The organism is Bacteroides cellulosilyticus (genome assembly GCF_020091405.1).
Taxonomy (GTDB): Bacteria; Bacteroidota; Bacteroidia; order Bacteroidales; family Bacteroidaceae; genus Bacteroides.
The window spans coordinates 6,774,949-6,798,649 of sequence record NZ_CP081903.1; the positions used below are offsets into that span (position 1 = coordinate 6,774,949).

Annotated in this window: 20 protein-coding genes and 1 tRNA gene; 9 read left to right on the forward strand and 12 right to left on the reverse strand. The window is 42.3% G+C overall.

The genetic code is table 11. From position 1 onward, the window contains the following. The first annotated feature begins 1 nt into the window (after position 1). The 4 genes from lpxK (at position 2) to K6V21_RS26010 (ending at position 3,188) form a co-directional block, all read left to right on the forward strand. Positions 2–1,105, forward strand: a complete 1,104-nt coding sequence (gene lpxK, locus K6V21_RS25995) for a tetraacyldisaccharide 4'-kinase (RefSeq protein WP_217714260.1) — start codon at positions 2–4, stop codon at positions 1,103–1,105. Then, complete coding sequence (locus K6V21_RS26000) at positions 1,062–1,871, forward strand: purine-nucleoside phosphorylase (RefSeq protein WP_007210456.1); 810 nt, start codon at positions 1,062–1,064, stop codon at positions 1,869–1,871. Before lpxK ends, K6V21_RS26000 begins: the two co-directional genes overlap by 44 nt. Before the next feature lie 2 nt (positions 1,872–1,873). After that, positions 1,874–2,938, forward strand: a complete 1,065-nt coding sequence (thiL, locus tag K6V21_RS26005; RefSeq protein WP_007210455.1) for a thiamine-phosphate kinase — start codon at positions 1,874–1,876, stop codon at positions 2,936–2,938. A gap of 177 nt (positions 2,939–3,115) precedes the next feature. Next, positions 3,116–3,188, forward strand: a tRNA-Phe gene (locus K6V21_RS26010). A gap of 92 nt (positions 3,189–3,280) precedes the next feature. Here K6V21_RS26010 and K6V21_RS26015 read toward each other — a convergent pair. Continuing rightward, positions 3,281–3,553, reverse strand: a complete 273-nt coding sequence (locus K6V21_RS26015; RefSeq protein ID WP_224320377.1) for a zinc ribbon domain-containing protein — start codon at positions 3,551–3,553, stop codon at positions 3,281–3,283. Between the two features lie 37 nt (positions 3,554–3,590). After that, positions 3,591–4,031: a VOC family protein gene (locus K6V21_RS26020; protein ID WP_224320378.1), complete on the reverse strand. Its 441-nt coding sequence runs from the start codon at positions 4,029–4,031 to the stop codon at positions 3,591–3,593. A 208-nt stretch (positions 4,032–4,239) separates the two neighbouring features. Between K6V21_RS26020 and K6V21_RS26025 the strand changes: the two genes are divergently transcribed. Next, positions 4,240–6,243, forward strand: a complete 2,004-nt coding sequence (locus K6V21_RS26025; RefSeq protein ID WP_224320379.1) for a sensor histidine kinase — start codon at positions 4,240–4,242, stop codon at positions 6,241–6,243. Positions 6,244–6,258: 15 nt separating this feature from the next. Here K6V21_RS26025 and K6V21_RS26030 read toward each other — a convergent pair whose 3' ends face one another. Continuing rightward, positions 6,259–7,578, reverse strand: coding sequence for an MATE family efflux transporter (locus K6V21_RS26030; RefSeq protein WP_224320380.1), 1,320 nt, complete (start codon positions 7,576–7,578; stop codon positions 6,259–6,261). Between the two features lie 530 nt (positions 7,579–8,108). Between K6V21_RS26030 and K6V21_RS26035 the strand changes: the two genes are divergently transcribed. Next, positions 8,109–8,876, forward strand: a complete 768-nt coding sequence (locus K6V21_RS26035; protein ID WP_217714254.1) for a response regulator transcription factor — start codon at positions 8,109–8,111, stop codon at positions 8,874–8,876. Between the two features lie 25 nt (positions 8,877–8,901). On the opposite strand, the gene K6V21_RS26040 is transcribed toward K6V21_RS26035, so the two are convergent. Then, complete coding sequence (locus tag K6V21_RS26040; RefSeq protein WP_217714253.1) at positions 8,902–9,486, reverse strand: phosphoglycerate mutase family protein; 585 nt, start codon at positions 9,484–9,486, stop codon at positions 8,902–8,904. Between the two features lie 137 nt (positions 9,487–9,623). Here K6V21_RS26040 and K6V21_RS26045 point away from each other — a divergent pair, with 137 nt between their 5' ends. After that, positions 9,624–11,696, forward strand: a complete 2,073-nt coding sequence (locus tag K6V21_RS26045; protein WP_224320381.1) for a HelD family protein — start codon at positions 9,624–9,626, stop codon at positions 11,694–11,696. On the opposite strand, the gene K6V21_RS26050 is transcribed toward K6V21_RS26045, so the two are convergent. Continuing rightward, positions 11,646–11,891 (reverse strand): hypothetical protein, encoded by a 246-nt coding sequence (locus tag K6V21_RS26050; RefSeq protein WP_224320382.1) that lies wholly within the window; start codon positions 11,889–11,891, stop codon positions 11,646–11,648. The two genes, K6V21_RS26045 and K6V21_RS26050, sit on opposite strands and share 51 nt — an antisense overlap. Before the next feature lie 41 nt (positions 11,892–11,932). Between K6V21_RS26050 and K6V21_RS26055 the strand changes: the two genes are divergently transcribed. Next, a complete protein-coding gene (locus K6V21_RS26055; protein WP_217714250.1) occupies positions 11,933–12,370 on the forward strand; it encodes a PepSY-like domain-containing protein in 438 nt (145 codons plus the stop codon). Positions 12,371–12,463: 93 nt separating this feature from the next. On the opposite strand, the gene K6V21_RS26060 is transcribed toward K6V21_RS26055, so the two are convergent. From K6V21_RS26060 to K6V21_RS26090, 7 genes are all read right to left on the reverse strand, one after another. Continuing rightward, positions 12,464–13,240 (reverse strand): GNAT family N-acetyltransferase, encoded by a 777-nt coding sequence (locus K6V21_RS26060; RefSeq protein WP_224320383.1) that lies wholly within the window; start codon positions 13,238–13,240, stop codon positions 12,464–12,466. Positions 13,241–13,287: 47 nt separating this feature from the next. Further along, complete coding sequence (msrB, locus tag K6V21_RS26065; protein WP_224320384.1) at positions 13,288–14,346, reverse strand: peptide-methionine (R)-S-oxide reductase MsrB; 1,059 nt, start codon at positions 14,344–14,346, stop codon at positions 13,288–13,290. 80 nt (positions 14,347–14,426) lie between these two features. Then, on the reverse strand, positions 14,427–15,155 hold the full coding sequence (locus K6V21_RS26070; RefSeq protein ID WP_224322099.1) for a DUF5131 family protein: 729 nt from the start codon (positions 15,153–15,155) through the stop codon (positions 14,427–14,429). 16 nt (positions 15,156–15,171) lie between these two features. Further along, positions 15,172–15,624 carry a cupin domain-containing protein gene (locus tag K6V21_RS26075; RefSeq protein WP_224320385.1) on the reverse strand — a complete coding sequence of 151 codons (453 nt, stop codon included), beginning with the start codon at positions 15,622–15,624 and terminating at the stop codon, positions 15,172–15,174. Between the two features lie 171 nt (positions 15,625–15,795). Next, positions 15,796–18,555 carry a caspase family protein gene (locus K6V21_RS26080; protein WP_217714246.1) on the reverse strand — a complete coding sequence of 920 codons (2,760 nt, stop codon included), beginning with the start codon at positions 18,553–18,555 and terminating at the stop codon, positions 15,796–15,798. A gap of 21 nt (positions 18,556–18,576) precedes the next feature. Then, positions 18,577–20,760 (reverse strand): WD40 repeat domain-containing protein, encoded by a 2,184-nt coding sequence (locus tag K6V21_RS26085; protein ID WP_217714245.1) that lies wholly within the window; start codon positions 20,758–20,760, stop codon positions 18,577–18,579. A 199-nt stretch (positions 20,761–20,959) separates the two neighbouring features. Next, positions 20,960–22,390 (reverse strand): CCA tRNA nucleotidyltransferase, encoded by a 1,431-nt coding sequence (locus tag K6V21_RS26090; protein ID WP_224320386.1) that lies wholly within the window; start codon positions 22,388–22,390, stop codon positions 20,960–20,962. Positions 22,391–22,691: 301 nt separating this feature from the next. Here K6V21_RS26090 and K6V21_RS26095 point away from each other — a divergent pair, with 301 nt between their 5' ends. Beyond that, positions 22,692–23,513 (forward strand): hypothetical protein, encoded by an 822-nt coding sequence (locus K6V21_RS26095; protein WP_224320387.1) that lies wholly within the window; start codon positions 22,692–22,694, stop codon positions 23,511–23,513. The last annotated feature ends 188 nt before the right edge of the window (positions 23,514–23,701 follow it).

Below are 23,701 nucleotides of genomic sequence, written 5' to 3' on the forward strand. Positions count from 1 at the left end.
GATGGAAGAACCGCTGGTTAAGATACACTATTGGCTATACCCCATCTCGTGGATTTACGGGATGGGGGTACGCCTAAGAAATAAACTCTTTGATTGGGGATATTACCGGTCAAAGAGTTTTGACGTACCTGTGGTATGCGTCGGCAACCTCGCTGTAGGTGGGACAGGCAAGACACCACACACGGAGTATCTTATCAAGCTGTTACAACAAACGGGAACAAACGTTGCCATGCTGAGCCGCGGATATAAACGAAAAAGCAAAGGGTATGTACTTGCTACGGAAGAAACGGATGTAAAGCGCATTGGTGACGAACCCTATCAGATAAAAGCCAAATTCCCGGCTATCCGGGTAGCTGTAGATGAGAACCGCTGTCACGGCATTGAGCAACTGATGAAATTGGACCACCCCAAAGTAGATGTAGTGTTACTGGATGACGCTTATCAACACCGTTACGTGAAAGCCGGGCTGAACATTCTACTGACAGATTTCCACAGGCTTTTTTCAGACGATACCCTGCTTCCGGCAGGACGATTACGCGAACCGGAAAGTGGCAAAAACAGGGCGCACATCGTGATCGTGACAAAATGCCCGGAAGATATCAAACCTATAGATTTCAATATCATCACGAAAAGACTAAAACTGTATCCGTATCAGCAACTTTATTTTTCCTCGTTTCGATATGGGGCATTAACACCGCTCTTCGGAGAAAAACGCCGAACCCTTGCATCACTGGAAAAAGACGAACAAATTTTACTGGTAACAGGAATCGCTTCGCCTGCACCGCTGGTGGAAAAGCTGCAAGTATATACACCGCACGTAAACTTATGCCAGTTTGACGACCATCATGATTTCAGCAGCAAGGATTTGCAAGCTATAAAAGAACACTTCGAACGTCTGGAAGGAAAGAGGAAGCTGATTATCACCACGGAAAAGGATGCGACAAGGTTGCAACACCATCCGGCACTCGCCGAAACGTTGAAGCCGTATTTGTACATTTTACCGATTGAGATAGAATTTTTACAAAATCAACAACATATATTTAACCAAAATATTATTGGCTATGTTAGAGCTCATTCAAGAAACAGCAGCTTACCTGAAAGGTAGGATGCACACACAACCTGAGACAGCAATTATCCTCGGAACCGGTTTAGGCAGTCTTGCCACCGAAATCACCGAGAAGTACGAAATAAAATATGAGGAAATTCCGAACTTCCCCGTATCGACGGTAGAAGGACATAGCGGAAAACTGATATTCGGAAAATTGGGAAACAAGGATATCATGGCAATGCAGGGACGTTTCCATTATTATGAAGGTTACTCAATGAAGGAGGTAACGTTTCCGGTACGTGTAATGCGCGAACTGGGTATCAAAACCCTATTTGTTTCGAATGCCAGCGGTGGTACAAATCCGGATTTTGAAATCGGCGACCTGATGATTATTACAGATCACATCAATTACTTCCCGGAGCACCCGTTGCGTGGCAAGAATATTCCATATGGCCCGCGTTTCCCGGATATGAGTGAAGCGTATGATAAAGAGTTAATTCGTAAGGCTAATGCAATTGCAGCGGAAAAGGGTATCAAAGTACAGCATGGTGTATATATCGGTACGCAAGGTCCGACATTTGAGACACCGTCCGAATATAAATTATTCCATATCCTCGGTGCCGATGCAGTGGGTATGTCTACAGTGCCGGAAGTGATTGTTGCCAATCATTGCGGTATCAAGGTATTCGGTATTTCGGTAATTACCGACCTTGGTGTGGAAGGTAAGATCGTAGAGGTGACACACGAAGAAGTGCAGAAAGCTGCCGATGCCGCCCAGCCGAAGATGACAGAAATTATGAGAGAATTGATAAACAGAGCATAATCATGAGAACAGAAATATCAAGCCTCGGTGAGTTCGGCCTCATCCGCCGCCTTACCGACGGTATTGAACTGAAGAATGAATCCAGCCGGTACGGCGTAGGCGATGATGCTGCCGTACTCTCCTATCCTACCGAAAAACAAGTATTGATTACCACTGACTTGCTAATGGAAGGTGTGCATTTCGATTTGATTTATGTCCCGCTGAAGCACTTAGGCTATAAAGCGGCTGTCGTGAACTTCTCCGATATCTACGCCATGAATGGTACGCCCAAACAGATCACCGTTTCTCTGGCTCTCTCCAAGCGCTTCTCCGTGGAAGATATGGAAGAGTTGTATGCGGGTATCCGTCTGGCGTGCGAGGAATATGATGTGGATATCATAGGAGGCGACACCTCTTCTTCTCTTACGGGACTGGCAATCAGTATCACTTGTATAGGTGAGGCAGACAAAGATAAGGTTGTCTACCGAAATGGTGCGAAAGAAACAGATTTGATTTGCGTAACCGGTGATCTGGGTGCCGCATATATGGGCTTACAATTATTGGAACGCGAAAAAGTGGCTTTGAAAGGTAAGGCTGATATGCAACCTGATTTCTCAGGAAAGGAATATCTGCTGGAACGCCAATTAAAACCGGAAGCTCGCCGCGACATCATCGAGAAACTGGCGGAAGAAGGCATCCAACCCACTTCTATGATGGATATTTCAGATGGTCTATCTTCTGAATTATTGCATATCTGCACGCAAAGTAAAGTAGGCTGCCGCATTTATGAGGAACATATCCCCATTGACTATCAGACTGCCGTCATGGCTGAAGAGTTCAATATGAACCTGACAACATGCGCTCTTAATGGTGGCGAAGACTACGAACTGCTTTTCACCGTTCCCATTGCCGATCACGAGAAGATTTCTGAAATGGAGGGAGTGAAGTTAATAGGACACATCACTAAACCGGAATTAGGTTGTGCACTGATCACCCGCGATGGTCAAGAGTTTGAACTGAAAGCCCAAGGATGGAACCCACTGAAAGAGGAAACTACCGAAAGTGAAGGCGAAAAAGCTGGCGAATAAAGATTTGTAAGAGCAGATAAAGATTTGTGAGAACAAATAAACAGCTGAATTCATTTTTTTCTTAAAATATAAGCGCTGATACTTAGCCACATAGGCAATTATCAGCGTTTTTTATCTCCAAAGCGCTTGCGTAGTCCAAAAGTTTCACTACCTTTGCAACCGCAAAAGAGAAACAATGGTGCCATAGCTCAGTTGGTAGAGCAAAGGACTGAAAATCCTTGTGTCCCCGGTTCGATTCCTGGTGGCACCACTTTAAGAAAATCAGAGAGTTACTCACCGAGTGACTCTCTTTTTTATTTATACGATTCCATTTTTCTATATCTATCCGATTATATTTTCCATTTACAGCCCCTTCCACCTCTTCAGTTCCGGGAAAAAGCCCCGCATCTTGTTCAGAGCTTCCTGCTCACTAAAATCAGGATTATCCTTGAAGATTTCTTTCATATGCACCAAACTAACATCGATCATTTCCTCCATACTGATATCCAAAGTGAAAGCCCCCTCCTTGTAGCAGTAGATGCAATAATCGTGCATGAGTGAACCATCTTTGTTCGTTGCTACTTCTTCTTCCTTAGTCAGTGGCATGCCACAACTTTGACAATACATATTTTCCATAATCATTCCATTGGTGGTTAAAAATGCCTGCTATACGCTATCCCATATGCTGACGTGCACAATTTATCAGCCAGTTAACACCGAATTTATCCGTGAACATCCCGAAATAATCACCCCAATGAGCTACACTCATGGGCATCATCACTTGCCCTTCTACCGACAGTCCAGCAAACAACCGGTCGGCTTCTTCCTTATTGGCCGCCTCGATATAAATAGAGAAATTATTACCGAAAACAGTTTTCTGAGCCATATAGCCCGTAACATCTGCACCTATCAGAAAAGTATCCTCATTTACAGGCAGACAGATATTTTCTATTTTGCCTTTTTCACTTTCGGGAATAGCAGGCATGCCATCTTGCGGAGGAATATCTCCATATCTGCCTATAAAAGTAAACTCTGTTCCGAATGCGGATTTGTAGAAATTGAAAGCTTCTTCACAATTACCATTGAAAAGGAGGGAAAGGCTGATTTTCGCCATATTGTTACATTTTTAATTCTATGTCAGAAGATCCCATGTTCATCTTCTATGATTATTTCGCAAATATAATATTTTTTCTCTGATCCGCAAGATTCTGCAAATCAGAGAAGAAATAAGAATTGCTTTGCCCTCAAAAAGATTTCTCCTAAAAAATAGATAATCACGAAAAATTCTGTAGATTTGCATCAACATAATGATGCAATACAATATGCGATACATACTGACTACTATATTTATATTCATTAACTCCATCCTATTTGCCCAGAACACGACACAGGCAACCGATAGCCTTTTGCAACTTCTGAACACAATCGCTTCTTCTGAAAAGAAAATTCAAATATACAGGGATTTAGCAGATATTTCCATAGATACTCCAGACGCTAAAGTTTATCTCCTGAAAATCTATCGGGAAGCGGACAAGATTAATGATAAAAAGAATATGCTGAATGCACTCAACGATATCGTCATGGGAGCAATCATCTCGTACAATAAAGATTCCATCATTAAATATACTGAATATATAAAGAAAATAGCTACTACAGAAGAAAAGGAGCGGCTGTTACCTCTTTATCATATACGTATCTTCGAATCCCAATGTTTCTCAGATCAAAAAGAAACCGCTATCAAAGAGGAACTAAATCTTCTGGATTCAATAAATGATAGTACGGACAATGTTTATAGAAAGATAGCATCTGCTTACACTATGGGATTTAGCTTTTATATACACGGTCAATTCGACAAAGCACTACCACACTTAGAAAATGCATTGCAACTTACAAAAACAATTCCAGAAAAAGACAGATATGACTATCAAAGATACATCACATTAAATTTATGCTTTACATATGCCCAAACGGGAAAAGAAAAAGAATCCATTAAAATCATGGAAAATCTGATCAATCTGGTAGAACAAAAATATAAAACAGACTATGAAAAGCAACGCCCCTTCTACAAAATCGAATTATACCTGCTTCAGTACTACTCTTTCATGATAAGCAACTTACCCTACCTCACAGTGGAGCAAGCACAGGATTACTGGAACCGGATTCAAATAATCGGTAAAACGTTAACCAATGATCTGGATCGGTACAATTATTATCTGTGTGCCAATAACTACTATTCCAACAACCGTATAAAAAAGGATTATCCCAGAGCCATAGAAGCTAATGATTCACTCATCAGAATTGCGAAAACATTAGCACCGGTCAATCTGCCGGGATTATATAATATCAATTCGTTACTTTATGAAGAGAGCAAAGATTATCCGAATGCATTGAAATACCTGAAGATTTCACATCAGATTCAGGACTCACTGGCTACAGACGTCGCTCATAAACAACTCTACGAATTGCAGGTGAAATATGACCTCAATGCGCTCAATAACGAAAAGACGATGCTGGAAATAAAGAATAAACAAACTCTGCTTATTTCCCTCAGCATTTTATTGATAATTGTAATCTCCATTTGTACCTACCTCTACTTCTCTTGGAAAAAGGAAAAGAGGATGAAGATGGAACTGAAAGTCCTGCATGGCAAGGCACAGGAAAGCGAAAAGATGAAGCAAGCATTCATCAACTCCATTTGCCACGAGATACGCACTCCTCTCAACGCAATCGTCGGATTCTCCGATCTGATTATGAATGAGGAGATCGACGAGGAGATGCGCCGTGAATTTCCGGCTGAAATACAAAAGAGTACGGTACTGCTCACCGGGCTTGTCAACAGTATGCTGGAAGTAGCCAACCTGGACGTTTCCGAAGAAAAACTTCCTTGCGAAGCTGCCGATTTAAGGGATATCTGCACGCAGGAAATGGAACTGCTCAACAAGAAGCCGGGAATAGAATACATACTGGACATCGCGCCCGAAAGTATGATAATCCAGACGAATGTCCAGTATCTGACACAGGTAATCGGACATTTGCTGAATAACGCTAATAAATTCACGGAGAAAGGATGTATCACCCTGAGTTATGAAGCTGACAAGCCGCAGGAAAATATATCCATCAGTGTGACGGACACTGGTTGTGGAATACCGAAAGAGAAATATGAAGAGGTATTCCATCGTTTCTCCAAACTTGATACTTTTGTTCCCGGCAACGGACTGGGATTATATCTCTGCCGGCTCATCGTGAAACGACTGGCCGGAGAGATTAAGATTGATCCTGATTATACGGAAGGTACACGAATGGTGGTTACTCTGCCGATACATTAATCACCCTTTCATGAATTACTGCTTTTGAAATCCGCTTGAAGTATGCTGTTTCCCCTTCAAGTAGATACAAGACTGCCCCCCCAACAATATCACAAACAGGTACTCAGCCGTTAAATAAACCGACAGGGATGTAGTGGAGCTGTGACTCAGCAAATAAAGATAACCCAGATAAATGGCAATTGTGGAAACCTGGAATGCAAATGCCATCCGGGTATCCCCCGTTCCCGTCACCGCATTGACATATACATATCCGGGCAGGGCAAATGCATAATTCAGCAGCATGACGATAAAGGGGTAATGGGCAAACTCGATTAATAGAGCATTATCTGTATAAAATCCAACAATCCGGTGGTTGAATAGCAGGGCGATAACAATCAGAGGAACCCCTATTGCATATCCCAGTCTGAGCACTTTATGACAAAGACGGAACAGGTTTCTCCCTTCCCCCGCCCCAATCAGGTTGCTAACCAAAGAGCCACTTGTCGCCGCAAAGGAATTGACTATCACGAAGAAAACCGTCGATACACTTCTGATGACATTAGACACTGCCAACTGCATCTCTCCCAAACGCTCTATCGCCACAAAGAACAGGAACCACGGGGCAACACTGATAAAAGCGTGCATCATGCTCCATACGGACAGCCGCAGGAGTGCCGCCAATAGTTTTCCGTCATAGACAGCTTTCAATCCGAAATACTCTTTGTCCACCTTCTTCTGAAAAGTATAGCATATCAATATCAACAAAGAACCTGCCTCGGCCAATGATGAAGCCATTGCCGCACCCGATATGCCCAGATTAAAACAGAAAATAAACAAGTAGTTGCAAGGTATATTAATAAGGACTGCCATCATCGCAGCCCACAACAATACCCTCGTCTTCGTGATTCCAACAAAGAAAGAACGGAATGCCAGAAACGGGAAAGAAAATACCAGTCCGAAACACCTCCATTCCAGATAATCGACCACGGCTTCATAAATTTCGGGTGAATGAATGAAATATTTCAGGATAAGAGGAGACAGCACATAGGATGCCAAACTTAAAACGACTGCTAAACAGCTCAGGAACAGTAATCCCTGATAGAACGTCCGGCCAGTTTCCTTGTACCGTTGTTCCCCGTTTCTACGGGCAACCATCACTTGCAGGCCCAGACTGAAACCAAATCCAAGCATATAGATAGCCAGATAATAGACACTTGCAAGGGCAGAGGCGCCTAATTCCACTTCGCCCACATGTCCAAGAAAAACTGCATCGGTAATATTGATTAATTGCTCCATCAGGATGCTCATCATCACAGGAAAGTTGATGAGCCAAATTTGCTTATATGTATAATTCATTGTCCAATTTTAATAAGTAATGAATAAAGCTTATCCGGGGAATGAAGCGAACCAAGCTATGAGTTTATGCCAGCTATACTGTTGCTACGACTAAGGGTATCATCATCCGTATTGATGATAGGCATCATCCGTATTGATGATAGGCATCATCGGCATTGATGGTAGGCATCATTGGCATTGATGATAGGAATCATTGGCATTGATTCTATCCTCAGTCTCAGAGTCACCCTATATCAGTTGCTGACATTAGCTATTACTCAGTTACTCCCTCCCAGGGAAAAGCGTAAATAAAACGGGGTATAAAACCTCTGTGACGAATTGCGTGAATCCGTCCGATAGCTGAATAGCTTTATACGAGAAGGTGCTATTCGTGAAGCGTAGCTATATACAGAGTTGATGTTTCATGAATTGAACAATCTGATCTTTATCTCTTGATTTGGTAGCAAATATAGGAAAAATAATAAAAAAGCAGATGCATTTACCGGATAATTCAATGGTTATCCTATTTTTGCAGAAAATAATTCCATCCAATGAAATCAACCGATACCACAAGAGAAGAAATGTGGGCCAAGCAGCATCTATCTGCCGCCCACATCGACTATGCTATATGGGAACGTGACAAGCAGATGCTCCATCGGATGTCTGCAATCAGTCGGAGTTGCACCTTTGTAGTCGATGTCTATAAACTCAGGTATGCGTTTGCTTCTACCAACTTTGTCGATTTGCTGGGGTACGACAGCCATAAGATAGCGACTCTGGAAAGGCAGGGGGATTATCTGGAATCACGCTTTCATCCGGACGACTCTACCCAACTGGAACGGTTGCAGGTTGAGCTGGGTAAGTTTATATACAGTTTGCCCATTGAAGAAAGAAACGATTATTGCAATATTTATAGCTTCCGGGTGCTCAATGCCAGAAAGCAATACGTGCGCGTCGTCAGCCGCCAACAGGTTTTAGAGCAAAGCCGCAACGGGAAAGCCTGGCTCATACTCGGCAATATGGAGATTGCCCCAAATCAGAAGGAATCCGACCAAGTGGAATGCACCGTACTGAATCTTAAAAACGGGGAAATGTTTTCTCCTGCACTACCATCACCTGCGTCTATCAGTCTGACACAGCGTGAACTGGAGATTTTACAGCTTATTCAAAAGGGATTATTAAGTAAAGAAATAGCTCACAATCTCTGCATCAGTATTCATACGGTCAATATTCACCGGCAAAACCTATTGCACAAATTAGGGGTACAGAATTCTATCGAAGCTATCAATGCAGGATTAAAGTTAGGAATACTAAGCTAACCGCTCCGCGAAAGAAATATTCAAGTTACGGCATCCAGTCCATAATTCCCGTAACCGGATGCAGACTTCTCCATTCCATAAAGTCCTCATAACTGCGTATACCATCCCGGATAACAGCCTTATAATACTCTATTCCCATAATCTTTTCCGACTCGGGCGTATCATATTTCAATTTTAAAATGGCATACCTTGTTTCATCAGTCAAAACAGCGGAAAGCCGTTCAGCAAACTTCTCAAAATAGCCATCATACCGGGAACCTTCCAAAATATGGATCATATCTATCTGCCAAAGCGCATTATCTGCATCCCGATACCAGGCATGCCACTCCACACATGCCTCCTCCGTATCCAGCAGATTCTTATGCTCCATCTTCATGAAAGACTTGTTTTCCGTAAACTTCACCATTGCCTGAAAGCTATCACACAGACTAAATTGTGAGGTATAAATATGAAAATCAATGTCAAGATGCTTCATCAGCAATCCTGTACTCAAAGAACCTACTAAATTCACTTTGGCACCTATACTTTCCCAAATAGGGATGATTTTTGTGTCTTCTATAATTTTCCGGGCTTTCTGTTGATTCCGTCTGGCAAGATCAAGAATATCCATTGTTTTTCTTTTGTAATGACGTGCAAATGTAGAAAAAAGGACGGATATATAGCTATAAATAACTATTTAATAACCTGATAATTCAGACTAACTTTGCCACCCTTTCCAAACTTCCCAGATAAAAAATTAAAAGAGTTATGACATTCAATCAAACAGAAAAGCAGGAAAAAAAGTACTTGCAACGGATCATCGGCATCATTAACGATACGATTCATAACACCGATACATCAGTCAAAGAACATGTAGAAACCTTACAGGAATACAAAGATTATATCTGGTCAAACAAAGATATCGATCCGCATGAAATCCGATCTATGCGCGAAAGCATCCTCAATCATTTCGCACTGGGTGAAAGCGTAATTGACAAACGCAGACGGTTGGGCAAAATACTGGATATTCCTTATTTCGGACGGATAGATTTCGAGGAAAAGAAAAACGGCAGTAGCGTTTTACCTATTTATATAGGCATACATACGTTCTATGATTCACAAAGTAAGACAAATCTGATATACGATTGGCGGGCTCCCATTTCCGGTATGTTCTACGATTACGAACTGGGGAAAGCGGTTTACACCTCCCCTACCGGTGAAATCAACGGAGATATTTCACTTAAACGCCAATACCGCATCCGTAAAGGAAAAATGGAATATATGATAGAAAGCTCGCTGACTGTACATGATGAAATACTTCAGAAGGAACTCAGCAGTAATGCCGATGATAAAATGAAGAATATTGTCACCACTATCCAGCGGGAACAGAACCGGATCATTCGCAATGAAGAAGCTCACGTGCTCATTATCCAGGGAGTTGCCGGATCGGGCAAGACATCCATTGCCTTACACCGCATCGCCTACCTGCTCTATACGTTGAAAGGAAATATTTCCTCAAAAGATATACTTATTATTTCACCCAATAAAGTTTTCGGTGATTATATCTCGAACGTACTTCCCGAACTTGGCGAAGAAAGTGTGCCCGAAACCAGTATGGAGCAGATTCTTTCGGGAGTTCTTGAAAACAAATACAAATACCAGAACTTCTTTGAACAGGTAACGGAATTACTCGAAAAAACGTCATCGAACTTCATTGAACGAATCAAATACAAATCTTCCTTTGAGTTTATTTCACAGCTTGATAAGTTTATCCTCTATATGGAAAACAACTACTTCAAAGCAGCAGAAGTAAAACTCACCAGGCACATCACAATTCCCGCCGAATATATTGAAGAGCAATTCAGGCGCTTCAACCGTTACCCCATGCGCCAGCGTTCTGAAGCTATGACGGATTATATCCTGGAAATGATGAAGGTGCAATACTACTTTACAGTTACCACTTCAGAGAAAAATCTGTTGAAGAAAGAAATAAAGAAGATGTTTGCAGGTAACAACGATCTTCAGATTTATAAAGAGTTTTTCGTATGGGTAGGTAAACCCGAACTATTCAAATTACGCAAGAACCGGATGTTGGAATACGCAGACCTGGCACCTCTGGCATACCTGCATCTGGCTTTAGACGGAAATATTACTTCACCCGGTGTCAAACATCTTTTGATAGACGAAATGCAGGATTATTCTCCTATCCAGTACAAAGTAATTCAGAAACTTTACCCCTGCCGGAAGACCATTCTCGGAGATGCATCACAATCTGTCAACCCTTACGGTTCGTCAACAGCCGATATGATTCGGAAAGCATTCACTATAGGCGAAATAATGAAACTATGCAAAAGTTACCGCTCTACGTTTGAAATCACGGATTTCTCGCAAAGGATTCAGACTAATCATGAATTAGAACCTATCATACGTCATGGTGAACCTCCTGCAATCCTACGGTTTGAAGATATAAAACAGGAAATACTGGGTATTTTCAGTATAATTTCTTCTTTTAAAAAATCCGGTTATACGTCACTCGGGATAGTATGCAAAACCGAAACACAAGCAAGAGAACTGTCAGAAAGCCTCAGGGTGCATACCGGTGATATCCATTTCCTGTCCAATCAAAGCTCTGCTTTTATGAAAGGGATTATCATTACCTCATCTCACATGGCAAAAGGATTGGAGTTTGACGAAGTAATCGTTCCCTATGTCAACGACAAGAATTACAACTCAGTCATTGATAAAAGTATGCTCTATGTAGCTGTAACAAGGGCTATGCATAGACTGACACTAACCTACAACGGACGACCAAGTGAATTTATTCCTGCCTCCATCAGATAAAATACCATTCTCCCTCATCTGCCGAACTACCGGTCTGCTCTGCTTCTGTGCACGGGAACGGTCATTCCCACGAAGAGAAACGAGCGTTCCCATTAGAGGAAACTGTCGTTCCCAAGTGCAGGGAACTTCATTGCCGGGAATCGTTTTAATAAGGAATTCCAGTTTCTTTCCAGAATCTCCCTTTATCTTTGCCATATCAGAATAAACCAAAGTATTAATTATTAAAATAGAAGAATATGAAAAAGTTAGTTTTATTATTAGTATGTATGTTCACGATGCACACAATGGTAATGGCGGATAATGACAAACCGATCCAGGTAAATCAACTCCCTGCAAAGGCTCAAACTTTCCTCAATACCTACTTTAAAGATCATAAAGTGGCATTGGCAAAAGAGGAAAGTGGAGTATTCTATAAAAGCTACGATGTAGTCTTTACCAATGGCGAAGAAGTAGAGTTTGATAAAACAGGAGAATGGAAAGAAGTGAAATGCCGTCAGAGTGAAGTTCCTGCCCAGATTATCCCGGAAGCCATCCGTAATTATGTAAAGGAAAACTATCCGGATACAAGAATCCTGCAGATTGAGCTTGACAAGAAAGAGTATGAAATCAGACTATCCAACCGTTTGGAAATCACGTTCGATTCAAAGATGAGGGTGATTGATATTGATGACTAAATCAAAGATATACTTCCATTTCGTTACTGCTGTAACAGTTACAGCGGTAACGAAACAAAATAACAACTGTTTGTATCAAGTGTCAAAGCTGTTTCAAAACTCAAATACAACAGCACAATGTTTCGTCATAAACCCGCACCGTTCTAACGTCCTGCGTGAAGCCACATTATCGGCAGCACAACCGGCAACAGGCACATATCCAGCCTTCAAGCACGTCTTTTTCAGATGAGAAATAATCATCACGGCATATCCTTGCCTGCGAAATGCTGGATTCACCCACATACCTACATCAAAAATGTCCTTATCAGGAAGTACTCGGATAAGATAACCACAGCCAACGAGTGCTCCATCCTTCTCATACATCAGTATCATACGGTTTGAAACGGTATAATTCAACTCTTCGGGAGATTCGTACAAATCACTGTCATGAGTCAGCAGCAACGGAACATCAATTTCTTTTGCTTTACGAACGGTTACGCCAGCCGGCAAAGGCATCACAATTTCGTCAGTGAAGAAGCGGAACAAAATACCGCCTATTTTACAGAACCGGCAGAATGTATGGCAACAAGTCATAAACAAATCATCGAAGGACTTACAGAAAGCATTTTTAATCTGAAACTCTCCCAACATTCGTCCGAAGATTTCTTCTTTTCGGGCAAACATCTTGTCGAGTAGATAGAATTCAACCAATTGTCCTTCTTCCGAACAGACAAAATATCCCACCCTTTCTACACCCGTTTCAATACTGACACAAGTCCCTTTCGCAACAAGCCACTCGCAATGTAACTCTTGCGGATAACGCAAAGAAGCTAAATATTGCTCCCGCAAATCACGGAGTGATGCCAACGGTACATTTTTAAATTCAATCATAGATCCATTTTTGCTAAAGATACGAAAGTTTTCCTGATACAGAAAAATCACTTCACTAAATCAATGTAATCTCCGTATCCTTCCGCCTGCATCTTGTCTTTGGGAATGAACCGCAGAGAAGCACTGTTTATGCAATAGCGCAAACCGCCTTTATCTGCCGGACCGTCTGTAAAAACATGACCTAAATGAGCATCACCCGTAGAACTGCGAACTTCCGTGCGCACCATACCGTGAGAGGTATCCACTTTCTCCTGAATGAGTTTACGGTCGATAGGCTTTGAAAAGCTGGGCCAGCCACAACCGGAATCGAACTTATCGGTAGAGACAAACAAAGGCTCGCCTGTAGTCACATCTACATAAATGCCAGGGCGATGTTCATTCCAATAAGGATTATGAAAAGCCGGTTCGGTTGCATTCTTTTGAGTCACGGCATATTGTTCTGCTGTGAGCTGCGAACGCAAAACGACATCATCCGGTTTGCGATAAACAGTTGCAGGCTTCTTCGGCATTTTTGCTTTACGCGCCAGTTCGAATAATTCCGGATGGATATGGCAATAACCTCCAGGATTCTTGTCTAGATAATCCTGATGATAGTCTTCTGCCGGATAGAAGTTTTCCAAAGGCTTAATTTCCACTGCCAACGGACGGGTATAAGCCGCAGCCAGACGGTTGACAGTTTCCCGAATGAGCGGTAAATCTGCCGAATCGGTGTAATAGATGCCTGTACGATACTGGGTGCCACGATCATTTCCCTGACGGTTCACACTGGTAGGATCTATCGTTTTGAAATAGAGGTCTATAAGGAAAGGCAGATCCACTTTTACCGGATCGTACTGCACCTTTACGGTTTCTGCAAAATCCGTGGTGCCGGTACACACCTGTTTATAGGTTGGATTGGCAATATTTCCGTTGGCATAGCCCACTTGCGTAGCTTCCACACCTTCAATCAGTTTCAGGAAATGTTCGGTTCCCCAAAAGCACCCTCCTGCCAGATAAATTTCTTTAGTTGACTTCATATCTTTTCTCCTTTCTGCCTGCCCGGTCCGGTTATTGGCACAAGCAAGACAACTTATTAACAATACAAAAGCGAATATCAGTTGTTTCATATCCTCCCCCTCTCCTGACGGTTCTTATGTTTCCGTTATATAATAACAATACAACGGGCAATATAGTTGAAAGCAGTAAGTCAAGGAGTATAATTTATTTCCGCCTTTCGTGCCTGTGAGTGCTGGAACTGACGGGCTATTTTGAACTCCTTGCCTTCTTTCATCAGATAAGATCCTGTCTGCTTGAACCAGAAGCCGACATGGGCGTCAATGCATTGCCGGCGGATATCCAGCACCCAGTCGTAATCGCATACACGGACTTCCCTGCCGGATTCTCCCCCGGCTACAACCTGTTCCACCCATGTGCCCAGTTCTCCACGGAAGTCTATCCGGCTGAGAAGAGGCTCGCAGATGATAATCTTATGTTTTATGGGAGCAGCCTTATAGATAGGCAGGCGGTAGTCAACCCGATCCTGGTTCTCCATGGTGCAGCAAATGGTGACATTATCATACCCCTCACCCCAGTCAGCGGGCAGGCAGGCACTCAGTCTGTCGATGCGTTTCGTGATAAAAAGGAAATGAAGGTCCTGACGTATCCGCATCATCTCCCACGCTTCGGGACGCCACTCGTCGGCATCCTCCACCAGAAAATCAGAAGTGAAACAAGTATAAACCATATTACCCGAAGGTATCTTATAAGTCTTGTTCTTTTTCTGCTGCAAAGGCAGGTCAAACTTCTCCGTTTTTGTCACAACGGAACTATCCTTGCCATATTTACCATCCGTGCGGTAGACATAGCAGTGCTGGCAACCTGTGCTGAACTTATGACAACCATGCCAGGGATTCCACATGGATGATTTTTTAGCTATTTGTAGCATCTGCCGGTCACCATTTCTTTTCGTGTTCCACCCGCGTTCCGTCAGCCGTAGAGTACTGCCGCAAAGAATTTTCACGCGACTGGATTACAATATATATCATCGCCTCATCTGAAGAGTTAGCCATTCCCCTGATGCCTTTAGGCGCCACACGGATAACGCTTCCCTCGGAAATGAGGAAACAATCATCATCTACCTGGAAATAACCTGCACCTCTTAATATAATGTATGTTTCCTCGTTCTGCTCATGCACATGAAAATAGGATAAATCAGTATGCGGCGGAAGGCTGTTGAAAGAAATCTCCGTACCGGTTGCTTTTGTCACTTCTTTCAGAAAAGCTTTGCCTTCTATAATGCGTCCGCTGACAGGATGCACCAGAGTATGCTCCATCAGTTCGTCCATACTACCGATATTCACAGCGGTATAATTCTCATTTTCTGATATTACCTTTGTCGTTTCCATAACCGTTTCTTTTTAAATTAGAATGTATCACAAAGTTATGCATTGCCCTCATTCAAAACAGAAACCGGGTTCTTTTTTATGGAACTTTTACATGCGCTTATGAAAAGAGAAAGAAAAGGGGCTCTGCAACATTTATGTCGGCAGAGCCCCTTTTTCTATATTCGCAATAAACTAATTCATTGTCGCCGGTGTCTTCAGCTTCACATCCGCCCAATCAGACCATGTAGGAGAAACCATATACTGAGGTTCCTGCATCTTGCCAATCAAAGCAGTAGCTTTCTTCACCTCTGCATTGGTCTTTTCAAACAGTTCTTTCATGGTTAAATCTCCCTTTGCATCCTTGATACATTTAACCAGGAAGTAAGTATAATATCCCTGCTTCTTATCATGATAAACACTGGAAGTCTGGTCACCGCTACTGGATGAGAAACTCAAGGTATGTCCCTGCGGCAAACCCACCTTCGGTACTACACGTACCCCTTTTTGGGCCAGCAACGGAGCAGCACTCTTGTAACCACCACTAAAGCAAGCATCCAGGAAAACATAAGCTCCCTTGATAGGATAGGTTGCCAGACGCTTATATAAATCCGCCAGAGAAATACCCAGACGAATGTTCTTACCCGTAATATCTACCGGCAGCAAATAAGGTTCTTTCGTAGCCTCATCATTATTACCATGACCGGAATAATAGAATATCAATTCCGCTTCAGGATCAGTACTTGCCATATTCACCAACCAGTCAAGCTGTTCGTGCATCATACCAGCCGTAGCATTCGGAACAACTTTCAGTTGTCCATCAGGTACACCAAATGTACGTACACAATATTCACGGAATACCATAGCATCATTCACGGCATAAGGCACATTTATCTCTGCATTGGCACCAGTGATGCTATAATCTTCGTTACCAATGATCAATGCATAACGGTGACGATTCACAGCACCCACAGGAATATCTTGCAGCAACTCAGTATTGAGCCCTAAACTAACATTCTTAAGATCAACCGCCTTACGGACAGCTCCGTCAATCTTGATTGTGCTGGATGCCGTTAAGTATTCACCCACCTTCACCTTATAGGCTTCACTCAGATAAGAAGAACGGGAATCTTCACTCACGCTTACCATCACAGCAATTGAATCACCATCAAAACGCTTGTTCACAAGGAAACCATAATCCAGTGTTGCTACATCACCCGGAGCAATACTATCAATCGTCATTTCAGGTACATCAGTTGTAAACACATTATTCGGCAACTTGAAGTTCAATTTCACATTACGTGCTGTCTTCGAACCGAAATTCTGCAAAGCAAGCGTCAGCTTACCATTCTTACCTAAAGTGATAGAAGAACCTTCGGAAGCAAAGAACTGATGATCCGCCACACGCAGGCGCGGCATAGCATATTCCTGTGTATTAACAATCAATTCCGACGGATCAGCATCAAAACCATTCGCTTCGAATGCATAGATATTAATCTTGGCCAGTGCTGACGGCATTTCTTTCTTTACCAAATAACGGAAAGTGTATTGCTTCGATGTTCCTGCGGGAATATTACCGCCATCCAACTCACGGGGACCGTCGAAATATTCATCATATCCCTGTTGTTCGGAAAGACGGAGGCGGATATTATAAGCATCCCCCTGTCCCTTATTCTCAACTGAAAATTGAACTGCAAAACTTTCACCGGCATCTATTACCTTATTATTATTGCCATCAATAAAACTATCCACATGGATGACCAACATAGCCGGTTCCACCGGTACAGGAGCAGATTCCTGCTGTTGCGCCACCCCCTCAGTCTTCTTCAATGCCTCATTATAAGCCAGCAAACGGGAGGGGAAAGAAGTATATGAAGCACCGTCAGTAATAATTTTCATCAAGACCTCATACTCAGATTTCATATCCATATACTGATATACGCCTGCCAACCCCTGCATATACATTTTGGAGGAAGGTTCTTTTTCCAGAATTTTCAGGAACAGGTCTTTAGCATCCAGCAGATAACCGGAAGCACGCTGACGTACCAACGCATATTCGGTATCATTGGCAATGGTAGCACCGTTATTCACAATTTCCGTAGCTACATTGAAATTAACACGCGCCAATCCGGTAAGCAACTCAAAACTATCGGGATGGAGAGCATACAAACGCTTGTAGATATCGAGCGCTTCCTGATTCTTTCCCTGGCGTTCCAAAATACGTGCCTTGATGGGCAATACCTTATCATTATTGGGATCAACTTCAAGAATACGGTCGATGGCCGACAGTAACTTCGGCATATTGTTCGTGGCAATATGCACATTCACCAGATTATAAAGGAAATCAAGCGAAACAGGATACTTGGCTATGGCTTCCTCCAGGACACGTTCCTGTTCCGAATAATTCTTCTGCGACTGGTAAATCATATTCATATATACATAGCAGTCTTTCTGCTGTGTATCCGTTCCCGTGCTTAAATACTCCTGGAAATACTTCAACGCCTGCGAATACTTTTGGAGATTGTAGGCAGATACCGCCGCATAATATACTACAGAAGCATAGCGGTTATCTTTGGGAAGCAATTCGCTCTGAAAAATCTTCAGCCGTGGCATCTCAATATAAGCCGCTGCAAAATCCAGTGCCTTAGAGGGTTGTTTCTGTTCGGAATAATACACTGCACCATTCAACAGATAAGGATACATCGCACGCAAACGATTCTTGGCGCCACTCAAATACTGACCGTTATCCGGTGCTTCCACTACTTTCATGAAATTCTCGTAACTGTCCAGCAGATAGCTATACATACCCGTCACGTTCGTTCCTTTATCGCGCTCACTTTCAAAAAGCACATATTGCTGGTTAGCACGCTTAGAGGCAGCTGCAGCATCCTGTGCCGCTACTCTCCCACATGCTCCCAACATTAAAATGATTGTCAGTACTAAAAAATTCTTCATATTTATTAGCTCCTCACTAAATTATTTTGCAGGAAAAGCATCCATGATTACAAACTCTACGTTAATCTTACGGAATTCACCACCGCGTTCTTTGGCTACTTCCACATGATATTCATATTCGTTCTTGGTGTTATCCAATGTGGTTACATTCTTTTCAATATAATCCTTCACACCTGCCGCACGCATCAAAGCCAACTGTTCATTAGTAGTGATGCCCGAAGCCTTTGTTACGGTAATATTATCAAGATTACCATTCTTATAATAAGGTTCATCAATAAATTCGCCATATTGTCCGTTATAGGCAATGCGCCCGCGAATAGGACTTGCATCGGCAGAACCGGTAACAATGACCTTCACTTGTTTACCTTCAGACAGATACTTGGAGAAATCGCCTTCAAAAGCATTCTTGATAATCTTCATCAAAGACATTGCGGCATTGGAACGTTCAATATCATAACCACCTGACGGGAAGTCCTCCTTTGCAGAAAACTCTTTATTGATCACCTCATACTGATAGCCCACTTTGTAGTTCAGAATCTTATTACCATTAGCATCCACACCCGGAATCACTTCTGTCCTCACATCAATCTGTGTATTTTCCGTAATCAGCTTATCCTGCTTCTTTTCTTCGATTACAGCTTCTTTAATTTCCTTCAGCTGAATTTCTTCACGACTTGCCTGCTGCATAATTTCCAGCGGAACAAAGTTTTCATCAGCTTCCAGAGCGGTTAACTTGGTGCGACCGATATTATCATAAATATAGACCTTATTTGTAGTCTCATTACGCACTTCTACGTAAGCCAGCTCAAATTCGTCCTTATCGTTCAACACGTAAACCGCGTTATCAAATTTCAAGTTCTTGCCATCCTTGAAATCGCCTACTTCATTTGAAGGCACTTCCAAAGCAATCGCAGGCAATGCATTAAATCCGATATTCAGCATATTCTTGGAAGCATCATATTCTCCCACGAAAGGATTATCGATAGAGATACGGTCGCCTGCCAATTCCGTTGCCACTTCCTGGGCAAACAATTGCTGCTGCTTCAGACGAGTCTCGTCATTCACACGGATAGCATAATCTTCCATGGACTCACCCTGCATCATCTTCACCCACTCGTTCATCTTAGCGTCCACTTCCTTGCTCATCAATTTACCAAAGAAAGGATTCAAACCATTAGCATCCCAGAATACAAGCCCTTTGGCACGATTTGAAAGCATGAATACATCGCTCGTTTGTTTGTTCACAAAAAAGCGACTACCCGTCACACCACCCGGATTTTCATCCAACGTCTGTTCAGGCACACTGTTTTTCAAATTCATGATAACAATGGCATTACCATCTTTAACCACACTGATATATTTGCCATCCGGATGAAAAGACGGAGAAGTCAGTGTTCCACCTATCTTATCAAAGATATCCACCTTATCCCATGTCTTTGTATCGAAAATAGTCAGACGCTTGTCTGTCGTCACAACAGCCATTTGAGAAGCATCGGCGGAAAAGACCAATTCGGTTACTTCGGCAGGCATCGGAAGCGAGGTACGCAGTTCTTTCGTCTGGAAATTCCAGATATCGATATTCTTACCGGTTCCGGCAGCAATAAAATAGTTGTTGGGACTCATAGTAATAGCCGTTGCCACAGCTTTTCCCTGAATATAAGCCTGAGGCAAATATGCTTTTGTATCGTAAACTATGATTTCTCCTAAAGAGTTGGAGACCAAGAAATTGCGTGCATCAGCACCATAGCACATGGCAACAGGGACAATATCTCCCTTTGATGCATCTTTCATCAACTCGGCACCTACAGGTCCGGGCACAAAGAAATTCAGATTCTTCCTGCCCTTCAATTCCTTGCTCTTACGCTGCTCTTTCAGTTCAAAAAGCTTCTTGTTCCGGTCGCGGAAAGAATAAATACTAACAGGTTTCTTTCCCCGCATCAAAGCCAGTGAACTGCCTGTAGGGTTAAAGGCTATCTTATCAACATCTCTCAGATCGACAATAGGGATATCGCGAATCGTAAGCAAAGAACCATCCGACAGGAAAGCTGTACAAAACGTTGTATTGTCAAATGCCGAAATACGTTTCGCTGAAGGAAAACTCCTTTTCGCTTGCACCTGAGCCATTGCCTGACCACCAAAGAAAGCAGCCACAATACAAAATGCAATACCCTTGACCGGGCGGAACCACATTTTCATTTCATCCATATCTTTAATGTTTATAATAGTTTATGTTTCATACTATTTGCAAATATAAACATTAAATTCCTATCAAGCGGTCAACAAATTCTTGTTTTTTTTGTTTAAGGAGGCTTTTAACAGGATAAACAGGTAAAAAACAAGATTAAGAGGATCAAAAAGATAACTATACGGAATATTTATTTGTCACGGAAATCAGTGACAAATATTAAGAATGCTTCAATCCCATCTTTTCAGCACGCTGCAACATAAAAGTGCGTGCAGCCTCGTATTCATTAGGTATCACTCCATCCAGAATAGCATCTTTAATGGCGCTTTTCAAAGTTCCTACCTGCTGGCAGGGTTCCAGATTGAAAGTTTTCATAATTTCTTCTCCACTGATGGGCGGTTGGAAGTTGCGAACACGGTCGCGTTCCTCAAGATCCTTCAGTTTCTGACGCACCAGTTGGAAATTATTAAGAAAACGTTGTTTGCGCTCCATATTCTTAGACGTGATATCGGCTTCACACAGGGTCATCAGGTCATCAATGTCATCTCCCGCTTCAAAGAGAAGACGACGTACTGCAGAATCGGTTACCACATCATCGGCAATGACAATAGGACGCATGTGCAGACTTACCAGCTTCTGTACATACTTCATTTTTTCATTCATCGGTAATTTCATTCTCCTGAAAATCTCCGGTACCATCTTCTCACCTATGAAATTATGATTGTGGAATGTCCAGCCTGCACGAGGTTCCCAACGTTTGGTAACAGGTTTCGCTATGTCATGCAACAGGGCAGCCCATCGCAACCAAAGGTTATCTGTTTTGCGACTGATATTATCAAGAACTTCCAAAGTATGATAGAAATTGTCCTTGTGAGCCCGTCCGTTACGGGTTTCCACACCTTGCAAAGCAGCAAGTTCCGGAAAAATCAGCGGCAACAGTCCGGAACGATCCAAGTCAATAAAACCTTTGGAAGGAACAGGAGAGAGTAATATCTTATTCAGCTCGTCCGCAGTACGTTCCTTAGAGATTATAGAAATGCGTTCACAATTGCGACACAAAGACTCGAACGTAGCATCATCAATATAGAAATTCAATTGGGTAGCAAAGCGGATGCAACGCATCATACGCAACGGGTCATCACTGAATGTGATATCCGGATCAAGCGGAGTACGAATTGTCTTTTCTTTTAAATCTTCTATGCCACCAAAAGGATCTACCAATTCTCCGAAACGACTTTGGTTCAGACAGACAGCCAGTGCATTAATAGTAAAATCACGACGGTTCTGATCATCTTCCAACGTACCATCTTCAACAATGGGTTTACGAGAATCACGTTGATATGATTCTTTGCGTGCACCTACAAACTCCACTTCTGTCCCATGATATTTAACCTGTGCAGTACCAAAATTCTTGAATACAGCCACATGCGCACCACGCCCCAAACATTTGCCCAATGCTTCAGCCATTTCTATACCACTGCCAACCACTACGACATCAATATCCTTAGAAGGGCGTTGCAGGAAAATATCGCGTACATATCCACCGACCACATAGCATTCCAATCCCAATTCATCTGCCGTCTCGGATATCCGTTTAAATATGTCGTCACTAAAATGTTGTTTCAATTCTTCTGCTGTCAACTCAACCATAATACACCTTTAAAAAATAATCATATAGTTTTCATTCCGGAGCATAGAAAGTCTTTTGGTCTATTTTTCCACCTTCCATGTATCCGAGCCGTGTCATCCTCGTATTTGCTCCGTACCTATACGCTTGGACTTGGTACGGACCAGGTACGGCTTTGATACGGACCGGGTACGGTGAGGACAAATAATTGTTCCAAACATCCGATATCTTAAGAAAACTAAAATACCATTTATCTATATTTGAGGCTGCAAAGATACGGATATTATTTATAATTTTGTCCTCACTAACAGAAGAACAACAGTTATGAAGACAATGATACTTCTTGCGTGCCTCTGTTGCACGCTCTTCTCTTGCGAGAATGTGGAGAAAAAAGCCGGTGAAAAATTGCAAACCGCCCGCGAAGCTTTTAAACGGGGAGACTTCAGTGAAGCAAAAATGCAGATTGACAGCATTAAGATATTATACCCAAAAGCTTTTGAAACTCGTCGTGAAGGCATCAGTCTGATGCAGCAGGTAGAACTGAAAGAACAGGAAAAAACACTTGTTTACCTGGATAGCCTGTTTCAAAAGAAACAAAGCGAATTGGATGCCATAAAAGGGAAATTCACTCTCGAAAAAGATGCCGAATATCAGAAAATAGGCAACTATCTGCACCCCTCACAAGTAATAGAAAAAAATCTGCATCGTTCATATCTCCGCTTCCAGGTGAACGAAACCGGACAAATGAGCATGACTTCCATTTATTGTGGTCCAAGCAATATTCACCATGTAGGTGTAAAAGTAGTTGCTCCTGATGGTAGTTTTGCCGAGACTCCTACTTCCAAAGATAGTTATGAAACTACCGATTTGGGAGAAAAAATAGAAAAGGCCGATTTCAAAATGGGAGAGGATGGCAATGTTATGGGATTCCTCTACCTGAATAAGGACAAGAATATCAAAGTGAATTATCAAGGCGAACGCTCCTACTCCACTACTATGTCTCCGGTAGACCGCCAGGCATTGGCAGGAGTTTATGAACTGGCACAGATACTTTCATCCATCACTCAGATAAAAAAAGAGATGGAAGAGGCGAACCTGAAAATAAAATTCGTGAAACGAAAGATGCAGGAAAGAGAAGAACATTAGACAATGTAACGTAACAGCAGTAACAAAAGAAACATAAAGGATGTAATCAATCGATTTGAAATCGATTGATTACATCCTTTATGTTTCACCTTTATTTCTATCTTTGGTACTCAAAATCAATATTATTCATTATGTTAATAGGTAGTTATGTGATAACAATGAAATCTATTCCGCAATATCACGAGTCT